This is a genomic window from Frankia sp. CpI1-P, assembly GCF_001421075.1.
Lineage (GTDB): Bacteria > Actinomycetota > Actinomycetes > Frankiales > Frankiaceae > Frankia > Frankia torreyi.
In genome coordinates, this window is sequence record NZ_LJJX01000052.1 from 16,554 (window position 1) to 35,180 (window position 18,627).

Sequence of the window (18,627 nt, forward strand, 5' to 3'; positions counted from 1 at the left end):
CGGTGAGCGCAGGATGTCGCGGGCGCCGGGAAGCCGGCCGTACGACCCGATATGTGCCGGCTGGTCCAGGAGCGGGTACACNCCGTTGACCTCGGAGTCCAGCTCCGTTTCACGAAATCCCGGGCCGCCTGGAGTGGTGTCGCCGTGGCGCAGCCGGACGAGGTCCGCTCGAAAGGTCTCGGCCCCCCGCCCGCTGACCCGGAAGGTCAGCTCCTGACCGGGGCGGACGATGATGTCGTCACAGTAGCCGAGAATCCAGGTCGGGAAGGAATCCGCAACCCCTTCGCCGCTCACGCGACGACACCGAAGACCTGTCGGAGCCGGCGCAGGAAAACCGCGTGCACCGCCTCACCCTCGGTCGGATAGGGGCCGGCAACCCGTTCGGTACGCAGACCCGCCGGGGCGGTGGCAAATCGGGATACGTACCACCGCTCGTCGCCGCCGTACTCGACGATCAGCTTGCCCGGAATGGCGAACGATCCAAGGTAGGTGAGGACCCGGCGGAGCGCGTCGCTGTGCTGGCCAAACGGCTGGTGCTCATGCTCCGCGATGAGTTCGGGTGTCAGCGTCGGCCGCAGGTCGACGTACCTGCGTTCGTGAAAGCGCGCGGCGACCATCCCGTCGAGTGTCTCCTGGCTGGACAGCGGCACTGTATCCCTCCTCACCGTCAGGCGGCCCTACCCGGGGGTTGTACCCGGCAGCCCGCGGAAGCAGTCGGCAGCGCCCGTATCGACCGAGATGCGCCGGCTGGACGGCGCGGAGCGGAACCGCATCGGGGCGCTCTCCCGGCTGACGGCGTCCATGGCCCACCGCCCCGGTGCACGGGGCGGAAATCAGGTTCGCAGCCACCCACAGGTTGACCGGCCCGACCCGGAACACCTCGACATCGACCGCGGTATCCGCGCGGAGAATCCAGCGGGCCCTGCCGGGCGGTGGCGGCGTGTGAGTTGTTCCACGGCCGGGTATACCAACCATCACGCCGGCATGTATTCGATGGCGTCGGAGGTGTGCCATGCGCGGACTGTCGAAGATCAAGGCTCTCTTCCTGATTGCCGGGACCGGAGCATCACTGGCCATAATCCCGTTGACACCAGCCAGTGCCGGTACGATCAACAATCCGCTGACGGTGGCCGGAACCGTCAAGTGCAAGTTTCCCGGCTCCGCCGAATCACTGAAGATCACCGGCGGCGGGGAGGCACACGGCACGACCGTGGGTTCGGGCGGACAGTTCTCGCTGTTCTTCAGCAACCCGCAGCTTCCCAGCGCCGCGATTGCCCAGGTGCGATGCGATGTCGCCGGCACCAGGACCTACCGGAACACGACCTTCCCCCTGCAGCGACCGCTGACCGGGCAGACCCTCATCGTGAACCTCGTAGCCTGACCTGACCTGACCTGACCAGCCGGGCAGGCGGATGGTGCGCGCCCGAATGGGGGCGCACCATCCACTAGCCGGTGGGTGACGCGCCTTTACGTAGTTTCCCGAGCACGGCGACGTCGTGCCCGCCAGCCGCTCTGCAGCGCCATGCCGGCCACCCCGCTCCCTCCCACTCCGAATGCGATTCGGGCAGGTGCAGGCCGCGGCGATGGAGCGGACACTCGGGCCAGAAGAACACGAACAGTTCCATGATGCAGTCCTGCACGCCCGCCGCGACCGACAGGACAGTGCGGGGCAGGTCCGGACCGCCCACGTAGGGCGGCGGATCTCCGCCGCCGCGGAACGGCGCGCCGTCGAACCCCAGGAGGAGCTGCGGTTCATCGTCATCATCGAAACGGCCCGTCCAGTGGAGCGTGAGACGACCGACCCTGGCCTCGGTTCGATCCAGATCGCGCTGCACAACTGCCAGCGCCTGCTCGGTACGAGCGACGAGATCGGGTTCGAACCGATCGCGCGAACTTTCCCAGGACACGATCTCGCCCCATGGCTTTTTGTCTGTACCGAGGTCGCAGCCCAACTCGGTCAGCACCACCGGCAGCAGGCGGAGCGCCTCAAGATCGTCGCGGACGCCGAGACCGGCAAACTCCCGCAGCGTGAGGCCGTCGAACCCGGCCGCCAACGCCTCCGCCGCGAGATGCGGCACGCTGACATGCACCTTCCCGGTGAGCTGCAAATCGTACCAGGCAGCCTCAAGCTCGTCCATCCATGAAGTATGCCGATCGGCCGCCTATCCGCCTCAGTCGGCCTGCGCGGCGCGGCGACGCGCCCACCGTGCCNGATATCCACCTGAGGGTTTGACGCGACCAGCGCTACCGGCCATATTCGACTTGGACGCATATTCAGGAGGTTTTTTCGATGGCCACGCGGAGCACCCGACCGCAGTCGATGTTACCGGGCCTCGTCCACGCTGCGGCGACGCCGGCATGAGCGATCGGGACTGGAACGAGCAGAACCGGCTGGTCATCGGGGAGTTCCGGGCCAACGCCGGGAAGGTCGGTGGCTATTTCGCCGACAAGCCACTCCTGCTGTTGACCACCACCGGGGCGAAGTCCGGAGCGTCACGCACCAACCCGCTCGGCTATCTCGTCGACGGCGACCGCCACGTCGTTTTCGCCTCCGTCGTCGGGGAGCCGACCAATCCCGCCTGGTACCACAACCTGCTCGCCAACCCGGACGCCACCGTCGAGGTGGGCACCGAAATCTTTCCCGCCACGGCGGTCGTCGCCACCGGAGTCGAACGCGACCGTCTTTACGCTCGCCACGCCGCCCAGCACCCCCAGTGGGCCACATATCAGACCAGGACAACCCGCCAGATCCCGGTGATCATGCTGGTCCGCCGAGCGGACGTACACCCTCCGGCCTGATCCTGCCCTCCGGCCTGACTCTGCCCGTCGGCGGACCGGGCGGGACGCGCCGCGACCGGCCCCACGTCACGGGCCGGCGGTGGCCTGCCGCAGGATGGTGGCCGTGAACGTTGCGGGTCCGCGGGCGCTCGTCCCGCTGATCGGATGCCTCCTGCTGGTGGGCCTGGGCGGTGACGGCGGCGGCGTCGGGCTCGTCACCGGCTCGGCAACGAACCGGCAGGTCTCCGCGGACCTCGCCCGCACCCCGCCGATGGGCTGGAACAGTTGGAACGCCCTTGGCGGGAACGTGCGCGACAGCGACATCCGGGCCGCCGCCGACGCCCTGGTCCGTTCGGGGATGCGCGCCGCCGGCTACCGGTATGTGATCGTCGATGACGGGTGGATGGCGCCGACCCGCGGCGGCGACGGGCGCCTGGTGGCCGACCCCGAGCGGTTCCCCGCCGGCATCGCCGCCCTCGCCGCCTACGTGCACGCCCGGGGTCTGCAGTTCGGCCTCTACGCCTCCCCCGGCCGCACCACCTGCCAGGGGCTGCCCGGCAGCTTCGGCCACGAGACCACCGACGCCGCCACCTTCGCCGCGTGGGGGGTCGACTACCTCAAGTACGACGCCTGCGGCTACCCGGACCTGCGCCCGGCCGGCACCGACGCCCGCAGGTGGCTGATCGCCGGCTTCGCCCGGATGCGCGCCGCGCTCGACGCCACCGGCCGGCCCGTCGTGTTCAGCATCAACCCGTCCTCGGACGGCGATCCCGCGGCCGGGCGGGCGTGGACCTGGGCGCCGCGGGTCGCCCACCTGTGGCGGGTCACCAACGACCACGCCCCCTGCTGGGCGACCACCGAGCCGATGGACGGCTACCCGGGCGTCTGCACGACGGACAACCTCGATGCCGCCCGTGCCTGGGAGCCCGACGGCGGCCCCGGGCGCTGGAACGACCTGGACATGTTGGCGATCGGCCTGACCCCGGCCACGGCCAACCCCGTGGTGCGCCAGCTGGCCGGCCTGGCCACCGGGACCCCGGCGGCCTCCCTCGACGACACCGAGGCCCGCGCCGAGATGAGCATCTGGTCGATGCTGGCCTCCCCCCTGCTCGCGGGCAACGATCTCACCAGGATGACCGCGACGACGGCCGCGATCCTCACGAACCCGGNCGTGCTCGCCATCGACCAGGACCCGCTGGGCGCCGCGCCGATCCCGGTGCCCCGCGGCGACGGCCTCCTGCTGTGGACCCGGCCGCTGGCCGACGGTGACACGGCAGTGCTGGCCGTCAACCGCGGCGACTCCCCCCACGCGGCGACCCTCACCGGGGCCGAGCTGGCCCTGCCGGCCACCGCCGCCGCCGGCGGCTACCGTGCCACCGACCTGTGGACGGGCACGATCACCACCAGCGCCGACGGCGCGCTGCCCCTGACCCTCGCGCCGCATGCCGCCGCCCTGCTGCGCCTCACCCCCGCCGGCCTCACCCCCGCCGGCCGCGACGTCCGCCGAGTTCCGCAGGCGCAGGACTGACCGCCCGGGCAGCGGCTCACACCGGCCAGCGGGCGCCGGGTTCCCAGACCGACATGATGACGCTGGACATGTCCAAGGTGTCGCTCAGCGGCAGGCGCCCGTCACCCACCCGGGTGATGAACTCCCCGAACACCTTCGCCGGATCGTCGTCGAGCTCGTAGACCGCCAGGTGCCGTTGTGGCAGGTGACCGTCACCGGACTCGCCGTCGGCGGGCACGACATCGGCGGGCGGGATGTCCGGCCGGACCCGGTAGCGCTGGGCGGAGACGACGCCGGGGACCTCGCAGACGTCGCGGATGTGCACCTCGTCGTACCACTTGTTGTACTCGTCGTCCCGCCCGTCGACGGGATTGCTCAGGACCAGGAAGAGCGTGCGGGCCACGTCCGGTTTCCCCTCCTCGGCGAGAACCGGCCGTCCCAGGACGCCGCCGGTGTCCGACGATCCGGACACTAGCGACCAGTCGCCACCGAGTCCATGATTTTCTGACAGACAACTGCCAGAAAGTGGCGCCACGACCGCTGCCATCGCCGCTTTCCGGGATGGGCCGCGCCTGCCCGCACACGCCGTGTCGCCCAGCACCGTCGGTCTCCCCGCACCCGAGGAGACTGGGCGCATGCTGCCCGACCGCGCCGTCACCGGGGCGGACCTGCCCGTACGGGACGTCCTGCCCGCGCTCGTCGCCGCGCTGACCGGCGGCGGCCGTCCTGCTCCTGGCACCCGTCCAGACGGGGCGGATCCGGGTAGCGGTGCGGACGGGGCGGATCCGAGTGTCGGTGCGGGCGGGGTCGCGGTGCTGGTCGCACCGCCCGGGACAGGCAAGACGACGCTGGTCCCGCTCGCGCTCGCCGACGAGGTCACGGGCCGGGTCGTGGTGGCCCAGCCGCGGCGGATCGCGGTGCGGGCGGCGGCGCGGCGGATGGCGTGGCTCGTCGGCGGTGAGGTCGGCGACGCCGTCGGCTACACGATCCGCGGGGAGCGCCGGGTGGGGCCGTCCACCCGGGTCGAGGTGGTCACGACGGGGGTCCTGGTCCGGCGGCTGCAACGCGACCCGGAGCTCCCCGGGACCGGCGCGGTGATCCTCGACGAGTGCCACGAACGCCACCTCGACGCCGACCTGGCGCTGGCGTTCATGCTCGACGTCCGCGCGGCGCTGCGGCCCGACCTGCTGCTGCTCGCGACCTCGGCGACCGCCGACACCCCGCGGCTGGCCGACGTGCTGGGCGCGCCCGGACCGCCCGCCCCCGTCGTCGGCGCCGACGCCACGCGCTTCGACGTCGAGGTGGTGTGGGCTCCGCCGCCGGGACCGATCACGCCCGCGCACGGCCTGCGGGTCGACCCGCGGCTGCTCGACCACGTCGCCGCGACGGTCGGGCGCGCCCTGCGGGAGACGGCCGGGGACGTGCTCGTCTTCCTGCCGGGCGCCGGCGAGATCGCCGCGGTCGCCGGGCGGCTCGCGGGCCATCGCGACACCGTCGACGTGCTCCCCCTGCACGGCCGGCAGTCCGGCGGGGCGCAGGACGCGGCCCTGCGCCCCGGGCCGCGCCGGCGGGTCGTGCTGGCGACCGCGGTGGCGGAGAGCAGCCTCACGGTGCCCGGGGTCCGGGTGGTCGTCGACGCCGGGCTGGCGCGCTCCCCACGCATGGATCATGCCCGTGGACTGGGCTCGCTGGCGACCGTGCGGGTGTCCCGGTCGTCGGCGGGGCAGCGCGCCGGGCGGGCCGGGCGCGAGGCGCCGGGCCGGGTCTACCGCTGCTGGTCCGCCGCCGAGCACGACCGGCTGCCCGCCCAGGCCGAACCGGAGATCGCCGTCGCCGACCTGACCGGCTTCGCCCTGGACCTCGCGGTCTGGGGTCATCCCGGCGGCGACGGCCTCGACCTGCTCAGCGACCCGCCGACAGGCGCGATGGACGCCGCCGGGGCGTCCCTGCGGGCGCTCGGCGCGCTCGACGACGCCGGCCGGGTGACGCCACGGGGGCGATTGATCGCCGCCGTCGGGGTCCATCCCCGGCTCGCCGGTGCCCTGCTCGCCGGCGCTGGCGTCGTCGGCGCCCGGCGCGCGGCCGACATCGTGGCGATCCTGTCGGGGGACGGCCCGGCGGGCGGTGCCGGGCCGGGCTCGGAGTCCGACGATCTCCTCGCCGCGTGGCGCCGCCTGCGGGGGAACGCCGACCGGGCCGCGTCCGCCCGCTGGCGCGACGAGTCGCGGCGGCTGCGCTCGGCCACCGAAGCCGCCGCCCCCGCCGCCCCCGCCGTCCCCGCCGTCCCCGCCGTCGGCGGACCGCCCGGTGGCGGCATCGCCGACGACCCCGCGGCGCGGCGCAGACCGCCCGGTGGCGGTGTCACCGACGACCGCGCGGCGCGGCGCAGACCGCCCGGCAGCGGCGTCACCGACGACCTCGCGGCGGGGCTCGTGGTCGGGCTCGCCTTCCCCGAACGGCTCGCCCGGGCCCGCGTCCCCGGCGGCACGACGTACCTGATGGCCGGGGGAACGGCCGCGGAGCTGACCGCCGGCTCGGCGCTCACCGGCGCGCAGTGGCTGGCCATCGCGATCGCGGACCGCGGGGCCGGGCGGGTGTCGGCGCGGGTGCGCCTGGCCGTCGCCCTCGACGAGGCGACCGCGGGCGAGGCGGGCGCCGGGCTCCGGCGCACCGTCGACGAGGTCGCCTGGTCCGGCGGCGACGTCGTCGCCCGCCGGGTGGAGCGCCTCGGCGCGATCGTCCTGACCGAACGCCCGCTGGCCAGGCCCGATCCGGCCCTGCTCGAGGCGGCGGTGCTCGACGGGCTGCGCCGCGAGGGGCTGGCGGCGCTGCGCTGGACGCGCGACGCGACGGGGCTGCGGGAGCGGCTCGCGTTCTGCCACCGGTCCCTCGGCGCGCCCTGGCCGGACGTCGGCGATGACGCCCTGCTGGCGGCGGCGCCCGACTGGCTCGGACCGGATCTCGCCGGCGTCCGCCGCCGGGCGGACCTGGAGCGCATCGACGCCGGCCAGGCACTGCGCCGCCTGCTGCCCTGGCCGCAGGCCGCCCNGCTCGACGCGCTGGCACCGGAACGGCTGGAGGTGCCCAGCGGGTCGCGGGTGCGCCTCGACTACAGCGACCCCGACGGCCCCGTCCTCGCGGTGAAGGTCGCCGAGGTGTTCGGCTGGGAGCGGGTCCCGGCCGTCGCGGACGGCCGCGCCCCCGTCGTCCTGCACCTGCTCTCCCCGGCGGGTCGTCCCGTCGCCGTGACGAGCGACCTCGCGTCGTTCTGGCGCACCGGCTACCCGCAGGTCCGCGCCGAACTGCGCGGACGCTACCCGCGCCACCCCTGGCCCGACGACCCCACCACCGCTCCCCCCACCCGCCGCGTCGCCCCCCGCGCCAGCAGCTAGGCCGCACCGAACGCCCGCGTTTCTCGGCCCCCCGATGCCCTGGGGCGCACCGCTGTCACATGTGCGCCGCGCCGCGGGTCAGAGAGGTGACGGGTGGCGGAAAGCGCCGCGGCGACGTGGGCGGACGAGAGGACCTGAACGGTGGCAGCACGGATGAAGAACCCGGCGGCGGTCATTTCTGAGGCGTGGCCGGCGATCGCGGCCCTGAACGCGGCCAGCGAGACGGGCGGCGTGCCGGCGGCGACCCTTGCGCTGGTGCATCTGCGGGTCAGCCAGATCAACGGCTGCAGTGCCTGCGTGGACGCCGGCTTCCGCGATGCGCTGAAGAGCGGAGAGGCCCCGCAGCGGCTCGGCGCCGTCGCGGCCTGGCGGGAGACGAGCTACTACGACGATGCCGAGCGGGCCGCGCTGGCGCTCGCCGAGAGCGCCACCCGGCTCAGCGACCGCACCGACCCCGTCCCCGACGAGGTCTGGGACGAGGCAGTCAGGCACTACGACGACCGAGGCATGGCCGCGCTGATCCTCAAGATCGCGACGACGAACGTCTTCAACCGGCTGAACGCCGTCACGAAGCAGGTCGCCGGCTCCTGGGGCTAGGCAGCCATCCTGGGGCCGAGATCGGTCGGCTCGTCCGGTGGGACGCGGGCGATCCTGCCCGCCACCGACCCGAGCACCTGTGCTGTGTGCCGCTAGGACGGCAACGGCAACGCGACGGAGGATCGTGACCGATGGACGAACGGCTCGCCCGGAGCTTCGAGGAGCACCGCGGGCATCTGCGCACCGTGGCCTACCGGATGCTCGGCTCCCTCGACGAGGCGGACGACGCGGTGCAGGACGCCTGGCTGCGCCTGAGCCGATCCGACGTCGGCGGCGTCGAGAACCTGGGTGGATGGCTGACCACGGTCGTCGCGCGGATCTGCCTGAACATGCTTCGGGCCCGCAGGACCCGTCCCGAGGACCTGGTCGGCGTCCACGTGCCCGATCCGATCATCGGTCTCGCCCCGACCGCCGGGGCGGGGCAGCCCGAGCAGGAGGCCCTGCTGGCCGACTCGGTCGGGCTCGCCCTGATCACCGTGCTGGACACCCTGGCTCCCGCCGAGCGGCTGGCCTTCGTGCTGCACGACCTGTTCGACCTGCCATTCGACGAGATCGCGCCGATGGTGGGTCGCTCGCCGGCCGCGGCCCGCCAACTCGCCAGCCGGGCCCGGCGACGGGTGCGAGCGCTGGACACGCCCGTCCCCGATGCCGTCCACGCCGACCACGCCGACCAGCGCAGGGTCGTCGACGCGTTCTTCGCCGCGGCCCGCGGCGGCGACGTGACGTCCCTGGTCGCGGTGCTCGACCCCGACGTCGTGCTGCGCGCCGACGGCGGGACGGGCCGGCCGCAGGCCTCGGCGGTGGTGTGCGGGGCGCGCGACGTCGCCCGCCGGGCGCTCCTGTTTGCCCAGCCCGCGGCGGTGGTGCATCCGGTGCTGGTCAACGGCACCGCCGGAGTGGTCATCACCATCGACGGAAGGCCGGTCTCGGTCATGGGATTCGTCGTCGCCGACGAGCGGATCGCCGAGATCCACGCCCTCGTCGACGCCGGCCGCCTCGCCCGGCTCGACCTCGCGGCCTGGCTCGGGCCGGCCGGCGGCGAACGGGCCCGGACTCCACGCTCACGCTAGCTCGGCCATCGGCGCCAGACGGCCATGCTGGCACCCGAGATTCTGGACGCGGCCTTCCCCAATATCGTGTGCGTACTCGGCGTGCTGCGGGAGGTGCATGGTCCGGTGTTNGCGGACAGCGATGGCCAGGCCGTGCGCGATCCTGCCGTCCTGCCGGAGGGAGTGACCGAGCTCGAGAACGACGATCCCTCAGCACTGGGGCCGTACAGGTTGTTCGGCAGACTCGGTGAGGGCGGGATGGGGACCGTGTTCCTGGCCTGGAACCCGGCCGGTGGATGGGTCGNGGCCAAGACACTGCACCGTCACCTTGCACGGCAGGNTGACTTCCTTGCCCGGTTCGCCCGGGAGGTCGACAACGCTCGGCGGATCAACAGTCCGTACACCCCGTCGGTGGTGGACGCGGACACCGCGACACGTGACCCGTATCTGGTGACCGAGTTCATCGCCGGGCCGACGCTGAGCCAGGAAATCAGAAGACGCGGGCCGCTGTCCCGATCCGAGCTGCATCAGCTCGCCTTGAACCTGGCGTCTGCCATGCTTGCCTTTCACCGCGTCGGGATCGTGCANCGTGACATCAAGCCAGCCAACATCATCCTTTCCCGGACCGGACCACGAGTCATCGATCTCGGCATCTCTCGCGCGCTGAACGAGGCCGTCGGCATCACCTTGTCCAGCGGCCAGCAGCCCGGAACACCTCAGCTCATGGCCCCAGAACAGTGGACCGGTCAACGCCCGACCCCGGCGACCGACGTGTTCGCCTGGGGCAGCGTGCTCACCTACGCCGGCACTGGACGCTTCCCCTTCGCCGGGGTGGACCAACGGGAACTGCGGGACGCGGTGCTGCACTCCCGACCCGACACGGACGGTTTGGACGCCCCCCTGCGCCCGCTCATTCTTCGGGCGCTGGCGAAGGACCCGGCGGCACGCCCGGATGTCGCTGATCTCCTGGCCGACCTTCTGGGCGGCGCCGCCCCCCTGGCGGCCACTGGCATCGAGGCGGCGCCCGTCAGCAAGGCGACGCCCGTCATCGGTGCGGCCGTCGCCCAGATCCCGCCTACCGTGGCCCATCCGATGACCGACGAGTCGGTCACCGCACGCGCCGAACCCGCTTTTGCCGACGACCACGCGGAGCCCGCCCGGTTCGAGAAGACGTCGGACATGACTGCAACCGCCGCCACGGCGATCGGCGGTTCGACACGCACAGGTCGCGTCCCGTCCCCGTCCCCGGATCGGGGCACGGGGACGGGCGGTGCGGCGGGTGGGCCGGCAGTCGCACGGCGGGGTCGCCGACAGGGGCGGCGGCTGACCGTCCTCGCCGGCACGCTGGCGATCGCGGCCGTCATCACGGTGGTCGCACTCCTCATCCATCGGATGACGTCGCCGTCCCGCCCGGCCACCGCCGTCGTTCCCGAGGGGCTGATCGGCCTTCCCGTCACCCGCGCGAAGGCCTCGCTCCAGTCTGCCGGCTTCCGCCAGATCGCCCAGACCCGCAGTCCGGATGACCGGGCACGGGGCACCGTGCTCGCGGTCAGTCCGCAGTCCGGCGACGTCGTCCGCATGGACTCGCCCGTGGTTCTCACCATCTCAGCCGGTCGCTCCGCGGTTGCGGTCCCGAATGTCGTCGGTCAGTCGCAGTCGGATGCTGAGACCGCGCTCCGCCGGTTGAACCTCACCGTCACCGCGCAGATCAGCACCGCGGTCAGGGCGGGTGCCCCACCGGGATGGGTCGAGGCGCAGGATCACGCCGGTGAGAAGGTGGAACCCGGAACCGCGGTGACCATCACCGTGGTGAGCCTTCAGCTCCCGGTGCCCGACTTCGTCGGCCAGCCTGCCCGAACCGCCGTCGAACAGCTCACGGACGCCGGATTCCAGGTCACGCGGGAAGAACGTCGGTCGGATTCCGCGGTGGGCACGGTTATCGACCAGCAGCCCCGGATCGTGCCCGCGGACCGTGGCTCCGACGTCCGTCTCATCGTCTCCACCGGCCGCCCGGCCCAGACAGCACCGCCCCGAGCCACCACACCCCGAGCCACGGCACCTCGAGCCACGGCACCCCGAGCCACGGCACCCCGGGCCACCACCCGCACTCCGGCTACGCCTTTGGACCTCTTCGGCGCCACCACCCGCGCTCCGGCTACGCGGACTCCGGGAGGCCTCGGCGGCGTCTTCGGGTAGGGAAGCCGAGATGGCCCGTGCATCCCGGCCGCGACCGAGAGCCACGCTGGTGACAGGGCACGATCGAGGGCTCCGTCACCGCGCCGTCAGTCCGCCGGTCCCAGTAACCGATCGACGGTGAAGCGGGGTGTCGACGTGACCAGGTTGACGCCGCCCGGTCAGGCTCGCACGGCTATGTAGGGCCGGCGAGCGACAGNGGATGGCCACGGTGGCAGGCGAACAGGACTCCCGCAGGGTCCCGGTGGATCGGTCGGAGGGGTTCGGCGAGCGGCTGCTGGGTCTGCTGCTGGACCGCGCTCACGAAATGCCGCCGCAGTTGATCGCCCCGCTGGTGGCCGAGGAGGTGAACAGGATCGGCGGTCGGAACGTCTCGATCCTGCTGCAGGACTACGAGCAGCGGCTGCTGACGCCGCTGCCGGGTCGAAACCTCATGATCGGGGAGCCTGAGCCGATCGACGACTCCCCCGCCGGCACGGCATTCCTTGGCGCGACGACCGTCGAGCAGCCCCTGGCCGAAGGTGTGCGGATGTACCTGCCCCTGCTGGACGGAAGCGCCCAGGTGGGGGTACTCGCCCTCACCCTCGCCACCGTCGATGACGACGACCGCCGGTTGCTGCNGCGACTGGCCGGCCTCGTCGCCGACATGCTAGTCACCAAAAGTAACTATACCGACCAGTTCTTCCGGGCCCGGCGCCGCGCAGCGATGAGCGTGGCCGCGGAGATCCAGTGGTCCCTGCTGCCCCCGCTGACCATGCTCACCCCGCAGGTCGCGGTAGCCGGCATCCTCGAACCCGCCTACGACATCGCGGGTGACAGCTTCGACTACGCCCTCAACGACGAGATCCTGCACATGTCCGTCATCGACGCGATGGGGCACAGCCTGGACGCCGCCGTACTGGCGACGGTGGCGATCGGCGCCTACCGGCACGCCAGACGTGCCGACATCGGGCTTGCCGAGCTGTACATGTTCATGGACGCGGCCATCAGCGCGCAGTTCGGACCCGACCACTTCGTCACCGCGCAGATGATGCGTCTGAATGTCGAGACAGGTCACCTGCAATGGGTCAACGCGGGTCACCCACCAGCACTGCTGATCCGCGATCACCAGGTCATCCAGACCTTGGCGAGTCCGGGAACGCTACCGGTGGGCGTCGGCGGCGACATACCGCAGATCAGTGAGCAGAAACTCCGGCGCGGGGACCGGGTCCTGTTCTTCACCGACAATCTCGTCGAGGAGCATGAAAGCGGCGGAGAACAGTTCGGCGAGGAGCGACTGATCGGCATCATCGAGCGCGCCCGAGGCGAAGATGTGCGGGAGATGGTACGCGGAGTTTCCCATGCGCTGATGCGGGAACGGCGTGGGATCACGACCGACGACGCGACCCTCTTCCTGGTCGAGTGGCGCGGGGGCACCGCNGACCACCTCGCCACCGTCGATCTGTGACCGGGAGGAAGCGGGCGAAGAGGCAGGCGAGGAGGCGGGTGGCGCCCGGCCGTGGCACGACCTGGACCCGGAACCCCCAGGGCGATCGTGATGATCGTCGCGATGCGGGCTCGACATGCGATCATCCGCCTATCGCGAGACAGTCACCAGGTCCGGGGTGAGTCGGTACGGACCGCGACAGGTGGAGCGTATGCGCGGACGAGGTGACGCTGTGTGGTTCAGCTTGAGATACCCGGCGTCCTGATCCGGGAGGAGCTGGGACGCGGTGCCTACTCCGTCGTGTATCGGGCGGAGCGGGAGGGCCGGGATTATGCGGTCAAGGTGCCGCTTCGGGCGGTGGCGCGTGACGAGACCGTCGTGCGTGCGTTCGCCCGCGAAGCCACCATTCTGGCCTGCATAAACCACCCCAACATAGCTCGGGTCCGGGCCGCCGGGCACACGGCGGACTACCCGTTTCTCATCATGGACCTGGTCGAGGGAGATTCGCTGAAGGCGCGGATCGCCGCGGGGCCGCTGGGGGTCACCGAGGCCACGCGGGTGGCGCTGGACGTGGCGTCGGCGCTGTCCGAGGCGCACCGGCGCGGCCTGGTCCACCAGGACGTCAAGCCCGCCAACATCATGATCGGACCGGACGGAAAGGCCACCCTGCTCGACTTCGGGCTGATGACCCGGGCCGGCGGGCCACCGACCGACCGGGCCGTCGGCACGGTTCTGTTCGGCGCCCCGGAACAGACCGGCATGCTGCGACGGCCGGTCGAGCCGCGCTCCGACCTCTACGCCCTCGGCGCGGTGCTCTACACCTGCCTGGCCGGCTCGCCGCCGTTCCAGGCCGGCGACACCGCCGAACTACTCCGCCTGCACGCCGTCGCGACGCCCCGTCCCCTGACGCAGGTGCGCGCGGACGTCCCCGCGGAACTCGCCGCGGTCGTGACCCGGCTGCTGGCCAAGGACCCGGACGACCGGTACCCGTCCGCACTCGACGTCGTCGCCGCGCTGACGCCGCTCGTACCGGGCGCAGCCGCTCCCGCGCACCCCACGGTCGGCCGGGCCGCGCCGGCCGGCGTGGGCGACCCGGACACGCTGGTCCGGGGTCGCCACATCGGCCGCCGCAGCGAACGCGCGCTGCTGCGACAGGCGTGGACGCGATGCCTCGGCGGGGAACCATCTCTCGGCGGGAAACGATCTCTCGCTGGGGAACGATGTCCCGCCGGGGAACGATGTCCCGCCGGGGAACGCGGCGTCGTGACGGTCATCGGGGAGGCCGGCGCCGGCAAGACCCTCCTCATCCAGGACCTGCTCGCCTCGCACGGCCCGGTCGACGGCACGGCGGACGGACCGGTGATCCTGCGCGGGCGGTGCGCGGCGAACGCCTCCGCTCCCCTGGCGCTGCTGCACGATCTGATCGGCGGCTATCTGCACGGTCTGGCGGCCGTGCCCGAGCCACGACGGCGGGACCTGGTCGCCCGGATGGTGTCGGCCGCGGGTCCCGATGCCGCGCTGCTCGCCCGCGTGCACCCACTGCTCGCCCGTGCGCTGAACGTGGACCGCGCGGCCGGCGAACCGGAGGCCGGCGAACCGCGCTTCCGTTCGGCCGCCGTCGGCTTTCTCAGCCGGCTCGCCCTCCGCTGCCACGGACTGGTCATCTGGGTGGACGACGCCCACTGGCTGGGCCCGGCCGACCAGCAGATCCTCGAGGACCTCACGGCCTCGACGGACCCCGCGCCGCTGCTGCTGGTCAACTCGACCCGGGATCCGGCCCTGCGCGTGGCGGCCGGATCCGCCACAAGCTGGGACATCACGCTCGGGCCGTTGCACGAGCACGAGGTCGCGGAGGTGATCCGCGACTATCTCGGCGAGATCACCGACCAGGCCTTCGCGCGGGACGTCGCCGTGCGGTCGTCCGGGAACCCGCTGGCCGTCGCGGAGTACATCCGGGCCGTGATCGACGCCGGGCTCGTCCGGCCCGACTGGGGCCGCTTCACCCTCGACCGCACCGGCCTGGACTCGCTGCCGCTGCCCGAGGAGGTCCTCGACCTGATCCGCCATCGGGTGCACGCGCTCAGCCCGACCGCCGCGGCCGTCCTCGGGGTCGCCGCCGTGATCGGCCGCAGCTTCGACCTCGCGTTGCTGACCGCCGCGAGCGGCCGGACCAGGGCCGCGATCTCGATGGCGACCGCCGAGGCGGAGGCCCATCAACTCGCGGCCCGCGGCCGGGGCAGGACCTGGTCCTTCGTCCATGACTGCGTCCACGAGGCACTGCTGTCGACTATGAGCCCGCAGGAGCGGACGGCCGCGCACCGACGCCTCGTCGAGGTCCTCGACGCCGACGGCGCGGGGGGCGGCGACCACCTGTACGCACTGGCCCGACATGCCGTCGCCGGACAGATCGCGCCGAACCGTCGTTTCCGGCTGACCTCGGCCGCCGCGGCGGCTGCACTTGCCACCCCGGCGCCCTACGAGGCCGTCGCCCTCTACCGGTCCGCGCAGACGGCCGCGGACGAGGCGGGCATCGAACCCGACGCCGAGTTCGAGGAGGGTTTCGCGCTGGCCGCCGCGCGTACGCTCGCGCCGGCGGACGCCCGGACCCATTTTACCCGCGCGCTTCGTTCGCAGGCCGACCCGCGGCGGCGGGCCCGTGCCTATCTGGAACTGGCCGGGGTCGAGTTCGCCGAGTTCCGGACGGCCGCGGCGCTGGACTACGTCCACCGCGGCCTGGCCGAGATCGGCCGCGGAATACCGGCCAGTCCCGCGGCGATGGCCGCCGTCAGCATGGGCCGATGGGCGGCGGGAATGGCGTGCCGACGGCCGTGGACAGGTTTCGGCCGAGCCCGCGGCGAACGCCGGGAGCTGCACGAGATCCGCTGCCGCCTGTACGAGATCGGCATCCTGAGCGAATGGATCTCCGGGCGGATCGGTCCGATGCTGGCCTTCATGATGTCGTCCGTCCACCCCAGCCAGCGGCTGGGCTCGGGCGAGCAGTACGTGCGCAGTCACGGCTGCTTCGTGCTCGTCGCGGCGGACTTCCGGCGCGCCCGGGTGGTGGAGCGCGGGGTCACCCGGCTGCGGAACCTCGTGGCGGACAGCGAGGACCCGGTGCTGCGGGCGGAGGCCTACCTGTACACGTCCGCGGCGCTGCTGTTCCTCGGCCGCAACGTCGCGGGTGAGCGGGACTCCGAGGACACGTTCCGGCGCGCTCACCGGTGGATCGAGACCTTCTTCTTCACCAGCAGCTACTCGATCCTCGTGCGCAGCCTCGCGCTGCGCGGGCATGACCGCGAGGCGTGGGCGAGCTGCGAGGCCAGGCCGCATGGAGAGCGCGTGCAGGCGGACCTCGCCATCCTGCGGGCGAGGCTTGCCCGCACCCTGCGTTACCCTCCGGTTCCCCATCCCGGGCTCGGTGCGCTCGACGGCGAACCCGAGGCCGAGCGGATCCGCCGCTACCTGATCTGCAGTGACGTCGCCGAGCTTGAGATCGAGGACGNGGACTTCGGTCCGGCCTTCGACGCCGCGGTCGAGGTGGGCGACGCGGTCGTCCGGCCGTCCTGGCGAGTGCCCGGGTTCTTCCGGAAGTTCTGGATCACCAAGGCCCGGGGCCGGCTGGAGCAGGCGCGGGCCGCACCGGCCGGGCCGGTGCGCACCCAGCGGTACCGAGCCGCACGGCGTGCGCTACATGAGGCCCGCCGGGCGGCGGCCTACCCGCCGTTCGCCGCCGACCTGCGGGTGCTGCGGGCCGTCGACCGCCAGCTCGTCGGCGACCACGCCGGCGCACTCGACCTGTTGGACGCGGCGGAAGGGGCGGCCCGCACCCTCGACCTGCCCCGGGTCCGCTTCGACGTTCTCCTGGAACGGGCCCGCTGCCTGCGCGCACTCGACGAGCCCGACCGCGCCACCACCGAGGCGGAGCTGGCGGCGAAGGTGGCCGCGAGGTACGGCTGGATCTGCCGGGAACACAAGGTGTACCGCGAGTTCGAGCTGACCGAGCGGGGCCTGTCGTTCGCCGAGGCGAGCGGCGCGGCGTCACCGGCCACCGCGTCCCGGGACCGGCGCCGGCTNGACGCGGTGCTTCAGGTGAGCGCGGCGGCCGGGCGGGAGACGACGCCGGAGTCCGTCGCCACCGTGGCCCTCGACGAGATCATCTCCATCCTCGGGGCGGATCGGGCGCTGCTGCTGCTCCCCGACCCGGCCGACCGCGAACGCGACTCGGGACGGCTGCGGCTCTACGCGCAGCGGCACGCCGAACCGACCGATGACCTCGGGCCGGACGACGGGCCGGACGACGGGCCGCGCGGCATCGCGACGACCGTCATCGAACGCGTTCAGGTCGAGCAGCGGCCGCTGGTGGTCACGGGCACGGACGAGGGTNCCGCCCTCGGTTCGCAGAGCGCCGTCCAGTACGGGCTGCGCAGCATCCTCGCCGCGCCGGTTCCGGTCAGCGACGGCCGCAGCGGCGTCATCTACGTGGACAGCCGGGTCGCCAAGGGGCTGTTCAACGAGGACGACGCCCGGATCCTCATCACGTTGGCCAAACAGGTGGGACTGTCGCTGAACATGGCCGAGGCGGCCCGCCTGCAGGCGGTCGTCGCGGCGGAACGCCGACAGCGGGACCTGGCCGAGACGATGCGCAACGTCACGCTGCAGGCGACCTCGACCCTGAACACCCGGGAGATCCTCGGGCGGGTGCTGACGGCGACCAGACACGTCCTGCCGTTCGACTTCGCCTGGGTGCTGACCCGGGTGTCCGGAACCGTCCGGATCAGCTCGACGCACGGCGAGGTGGCGGACGGGGTCGTCGGTACCGAACTGCACCCTGCGGCCGGCGGCCCGATCGCGCGCGCCTTCGACCGCCACGAGGTCGTCGCCACCGCCCCCACGATCGAGCTGCCGGGCGGCGGGCAGGCGGCCCGGAGCTGGCTGGCCGCGNCCGTCCCGCTGCGGGAAAGCATCGAGATGGTGGTCGTGCTCGCCTCCCGGGCACCCGACTGCTACTCCGAGACGCGCATCCAGATCGCGCAGACCATGATCGATCAGGTGGTCATCGGCTATCAGAACGCGTGGCTGTTCGAGAAGGTGCAGCGGCTTGCGGCCACCGACCAGCTCACCGGTCTGGCCAGCCGGCGACATTTCCTCGAGCAGGCGGAACATGTCTTCGCCGCCCACGGCGCCGCGGGTCGACCGGTGAGCGCGGCGATGGTCGACATCGACCATTTCAAACGGGTCAACGACGTCCATGGCCATATCGTCGGGGACGAGGTCCTGACGGAGGTCGCCCGGCGCCTTCGGCGGGCGTTCCGCGACGAGGATCTCATCGGTCGGGTCGGCGGCGAGGAGTTCGCCGTGCTGATGTCCGGGCCGGCGACCACCGCCGAGGCCCTCGGGCAGAGGCTACGGAACGCTCTCGCGCAGGACCCGATCGACACCTCGGTCGGGCCGCTCGACATCCGGCTGAGCGTCGGCGTCACCCCGCGGTCGCCCGGCGACAGGAGCCTGCGCGACCTGCTGACCCGCGCCGACAACGCGCTGTACGAAGCCAAGCGCGGCGGGCGCGACCGGGTCGCCGTCCAGCTCCGGTGACCGGATGACCNACCCGTCGAGCGGCACCACGCGGTGTCGCCGGACGGGGCCCGTTCCCAGCACCCTTGCAAAACGGAATGATCTTCCGTATCG

Annotated in this window: 14 protein-coding genes and 6 pseudogenes; 17 read left to right on the forward strand and 3 right to left on the reverse strand. The window is 72.6% G+C overall.

Annotation, left to right across the window (positions count from 1 at the left end; translation table 11 throughout):
* Positions 1–290: 290 nt before the first annotated feature.
* Positions 291–650, reverse strand: a complete 360-nt coding sequence (locus FF86_RS25190; RefSeq protein WP_044887596.1) for a hypothetical protein — start codon at positions 648–650, stop codon at positions 291–293.
* A gap of 362 nt (positions 651–1,012) precedes the next feature.
* Here FF86_RS25190 and FF86_RS25195 point away from each other — a divergent pair, with 362 nt between their 5' ends.
* Complete coding sequence (locus FF86_RS25195) at positions 1,013–1,381, forward strand: hypothetical protein (RefSeq protein ID WP_044887595.1); 369 nt, start codon at positions 1,013–1,015, stop codon at positions 1,379–1,381.
* A gap of 64 nt (positions 1,382–1,445) precedes the next feature.
* Here the strand turns inward: FF86_RS25195 and FF86_RS25200 are convergent, their stop codons facing one another.
* The gene (locus FF86_RS25200; RefSeq protein ID WP_044887594.1) at positions 1,446–2,138 is read right to left on the reverse strand and encodes a hypothetical protein; all 693 of its coding nucleotides are present in this window, start codon (positions 2,136–2,138) and stop codon (positions 1,446–1,448) included.
* A 220-nt stretch (positions 2,139–2,358) separates the two neighbouring features.
* On the opposite strand from FF86_RS25200, the gene FF86_RS25205 reads away from it, so the two are divergent.
* The 3 genes from FF86_RS25205 to FF86_RS68280 all read left to right on the forward strand — a co-directional run bounded on the left by FF86_RS25205 (position 2,359) and on the right by FF86_RS68280 (position 4,306).
* Positions 2,359–2,799 carry a nitroreductase family deazaflavin-dependent oxidoreductase gene (locus tag FF86_RS25205; RefSeq protein WP_044887593.1) on the forward strand — a complete coding sequence of 147 codons (441 nt, stop codon included), beginning with the start codon at positions 2,359–2,361 and terminating at the stop codon, positions 2,797–2,799.
* A 250-nt stretch (positions 2,800–3,049) separates the two neighbouring features.
* The coding region (locus FF86_RS68275; RefSeq protein ID WP_396230076.1) for a glycoside hydrolase family 27 protein at positions 3,050–3,947 on the forward strand (898 nt) is incomplete at its 3' end.
* Between the two features lie 47 nt (positions 3,948–3,994).
* Complete coding sequence (locus tag FF86_RS68280) at positions 3,995–4,306, forward strand: hypothetical protein (RefSeq protein ID WP_396230077.1); 312 nt, start codon at positions 3,995–3,997, stop codon at positions 4,304–4,306.
* Positions 4,307–4,322: 16 nt separating this feature from the next.
* Here the strand turns inward: FF86_RS68280 and FF86_RS25215 are convergent, their stop codons facing one another.
* A complete protein-coding gene (locus FF86_RS25215; RefSeq protein ID WP_044887613.1) occupies positions 4,323–4,688 on the reverse strand; it encodes a hypothetical protein in 366 nt (121 codons plus the stop codon).
* A gap of 232 nt (positions 4,689–4,920) precedes the next feature.
* Between FF86_RS25215 and FF86_RS25220 the strand changes: the two genes are divergently transcribed.
* The 13 genes and pseudogenes from FF86_RS25220 to FF86_RS57505 form a co-directional block, all read left to right on the forward strand.
* A partial coding sequence (locus FF86_RS25220) for an ATP-dependent RNA helicase (protein WP_242419547.1) occupies positions 4,921–7,333 on the forward strand: 2,413 nt, incomplete at its 3' end.
* A 1-nt stretch (position 7,334) separates the two neighbouring features.
* Positions 7,335–7,677 (forward strand): annotated as a pseudogene (locus tag FF86_RS57480) (ATP-dependent helicase C-terminal domain-containing protein); the annotation flags it as partial.
* Positions 7,678–7,818: 141 nt separating this feature from the next.
* Positions 7,819–8,274 (forward strand): carboxymuconolactone decarboxylase family protein, encoded by a 456-nt coding sequence (locus FF86_RS25225; protein WP_242419548.1) that lies wholly within the window; start codon positions 7,819–7,821, stop codon positions 8,272–8,274.
* 131 nt (positions 8,275–8,405) lie between these two features.
* Positions 8,406–9,344, forward strand: coding sequence for a sigma-70 family RNA polymerase sigma factor (locus FF86_RS25230; RefSeq protein WP_044887590.1), 939 nt, complete (start codon positions 8,406–8,408; stop codon positions 9,342–9,344).
* Positions 9,345–9,506: 162 nt separating this feature from the next.
* The coding region (locus FF86_RS68285) for a hypothetical protein (RefSeq protein ID WP_396230078.1) at positions 9,507–9,627 on the forward strand (121 nt) is incomplete at its 3' end.
* Between the two features lie 37 nt (positions 9,628–9,664).
* Positions 9,665–9,910: pseudogene (locus FF86_RS68290) on the forward strand (serine/threonine protein kinase); the annotation flags it as partial.
* Position 9,911: 1 nt separating this feature from the next.
* Positions 9,912–11,519 (forward strand): annotated as a pseudogene (locus FF86_RS68295) (PASTA domain-containing protein); the annotation flags it as partial.
* Positions 11,520–11,718: 199 nt separating this feature from the next.
* Positions 11,719–12,136, forward strand: a pseudogene (locus FF86_RS68300) (serine/threonine-protein phosphatase); the annotation flags it as partial.
* Between the two features lies 1 nt (position 12,137).
* Positions 12,138–12,935, forward strand: a pseudogene (locus FF86_RS57485) (PP2C family protein-serine/threonine phosphatase); the annotation flags it as partial.
* Between the two features lie 241 nt (positions 12,936–13,176).
* A partial coding sequence (locus FF86_RS57490) for a serine/threonine-protein kinase (RefSeq protein ID WP_255355914.1) occupies positions 13,177–16,444 on the forward strand: 3,268 nt, incomplete at its 3' end.
* Positions 16,445–17,031: 587 nt separating this feature from the next.
* Positions 17,032–17,325: hypothetical protein (locus FF86_RS57495; RefSeq protein ID WP_242419549.1), on the forward strand; the 294-nt coding region annotated here is incomplete at its 3' end.
* Between the two features lies 1 nt (position 17,326).
* Positions 17,327–17,883 (forward strand): annotated as a pseudogene (locus FF86_RS57500) (histidine kinase); the annotation flags it as partial.
* Between the two features lie 96 nt (positions 17,884–17,979).
* Entirely contained in the window at positions 17,980–18,534 is a 555-nt protein-coding gene (locus FF86_RS57505; protein ID WP_242419562.1) for a GGDEF domain-containing protein, read from the forward strand.
* Positions 18,535–18,627: the final 93 nt, after the last annotated feature.

Coding starts and splice junctions, on each gene's coding strand:
- FF86_RS25195 (WP_044887595.1), top strand. CDS start 1,013: ATGCGCGGACTGTCGAAGATCAAGGCTCTCTTCCTGATTGCCGGGACC.
- FF86_RS25200 (WP_044887594.1), bottom strand. CDS start 2,138: ATGGACGAGCTTGAGGCTGCCTGGTACGATTTGCAGCTCACCGGGAAG.
- FF86_RS25205 (WP_044887593.1), top strand. CDS start 2,359: ATGAGCGATCGGGACTGGAACGAGCAGAACCGGCTGGTCATCGGGGAG.
- FF86_RS25230 (WP_044887590.1), top strand. CDS start 8,406: ATGGACGAACGGCTCGCCCGGAGCTTCGAGGAGCACCGCGGGCATCTG.
- FF86_RS57505 (WP_242419562.1), top strand. CDS start 17,980: ATGATCGATCAGGTGGTCATCGGCTATCAGAACGCGTGGCTGTTCGAG.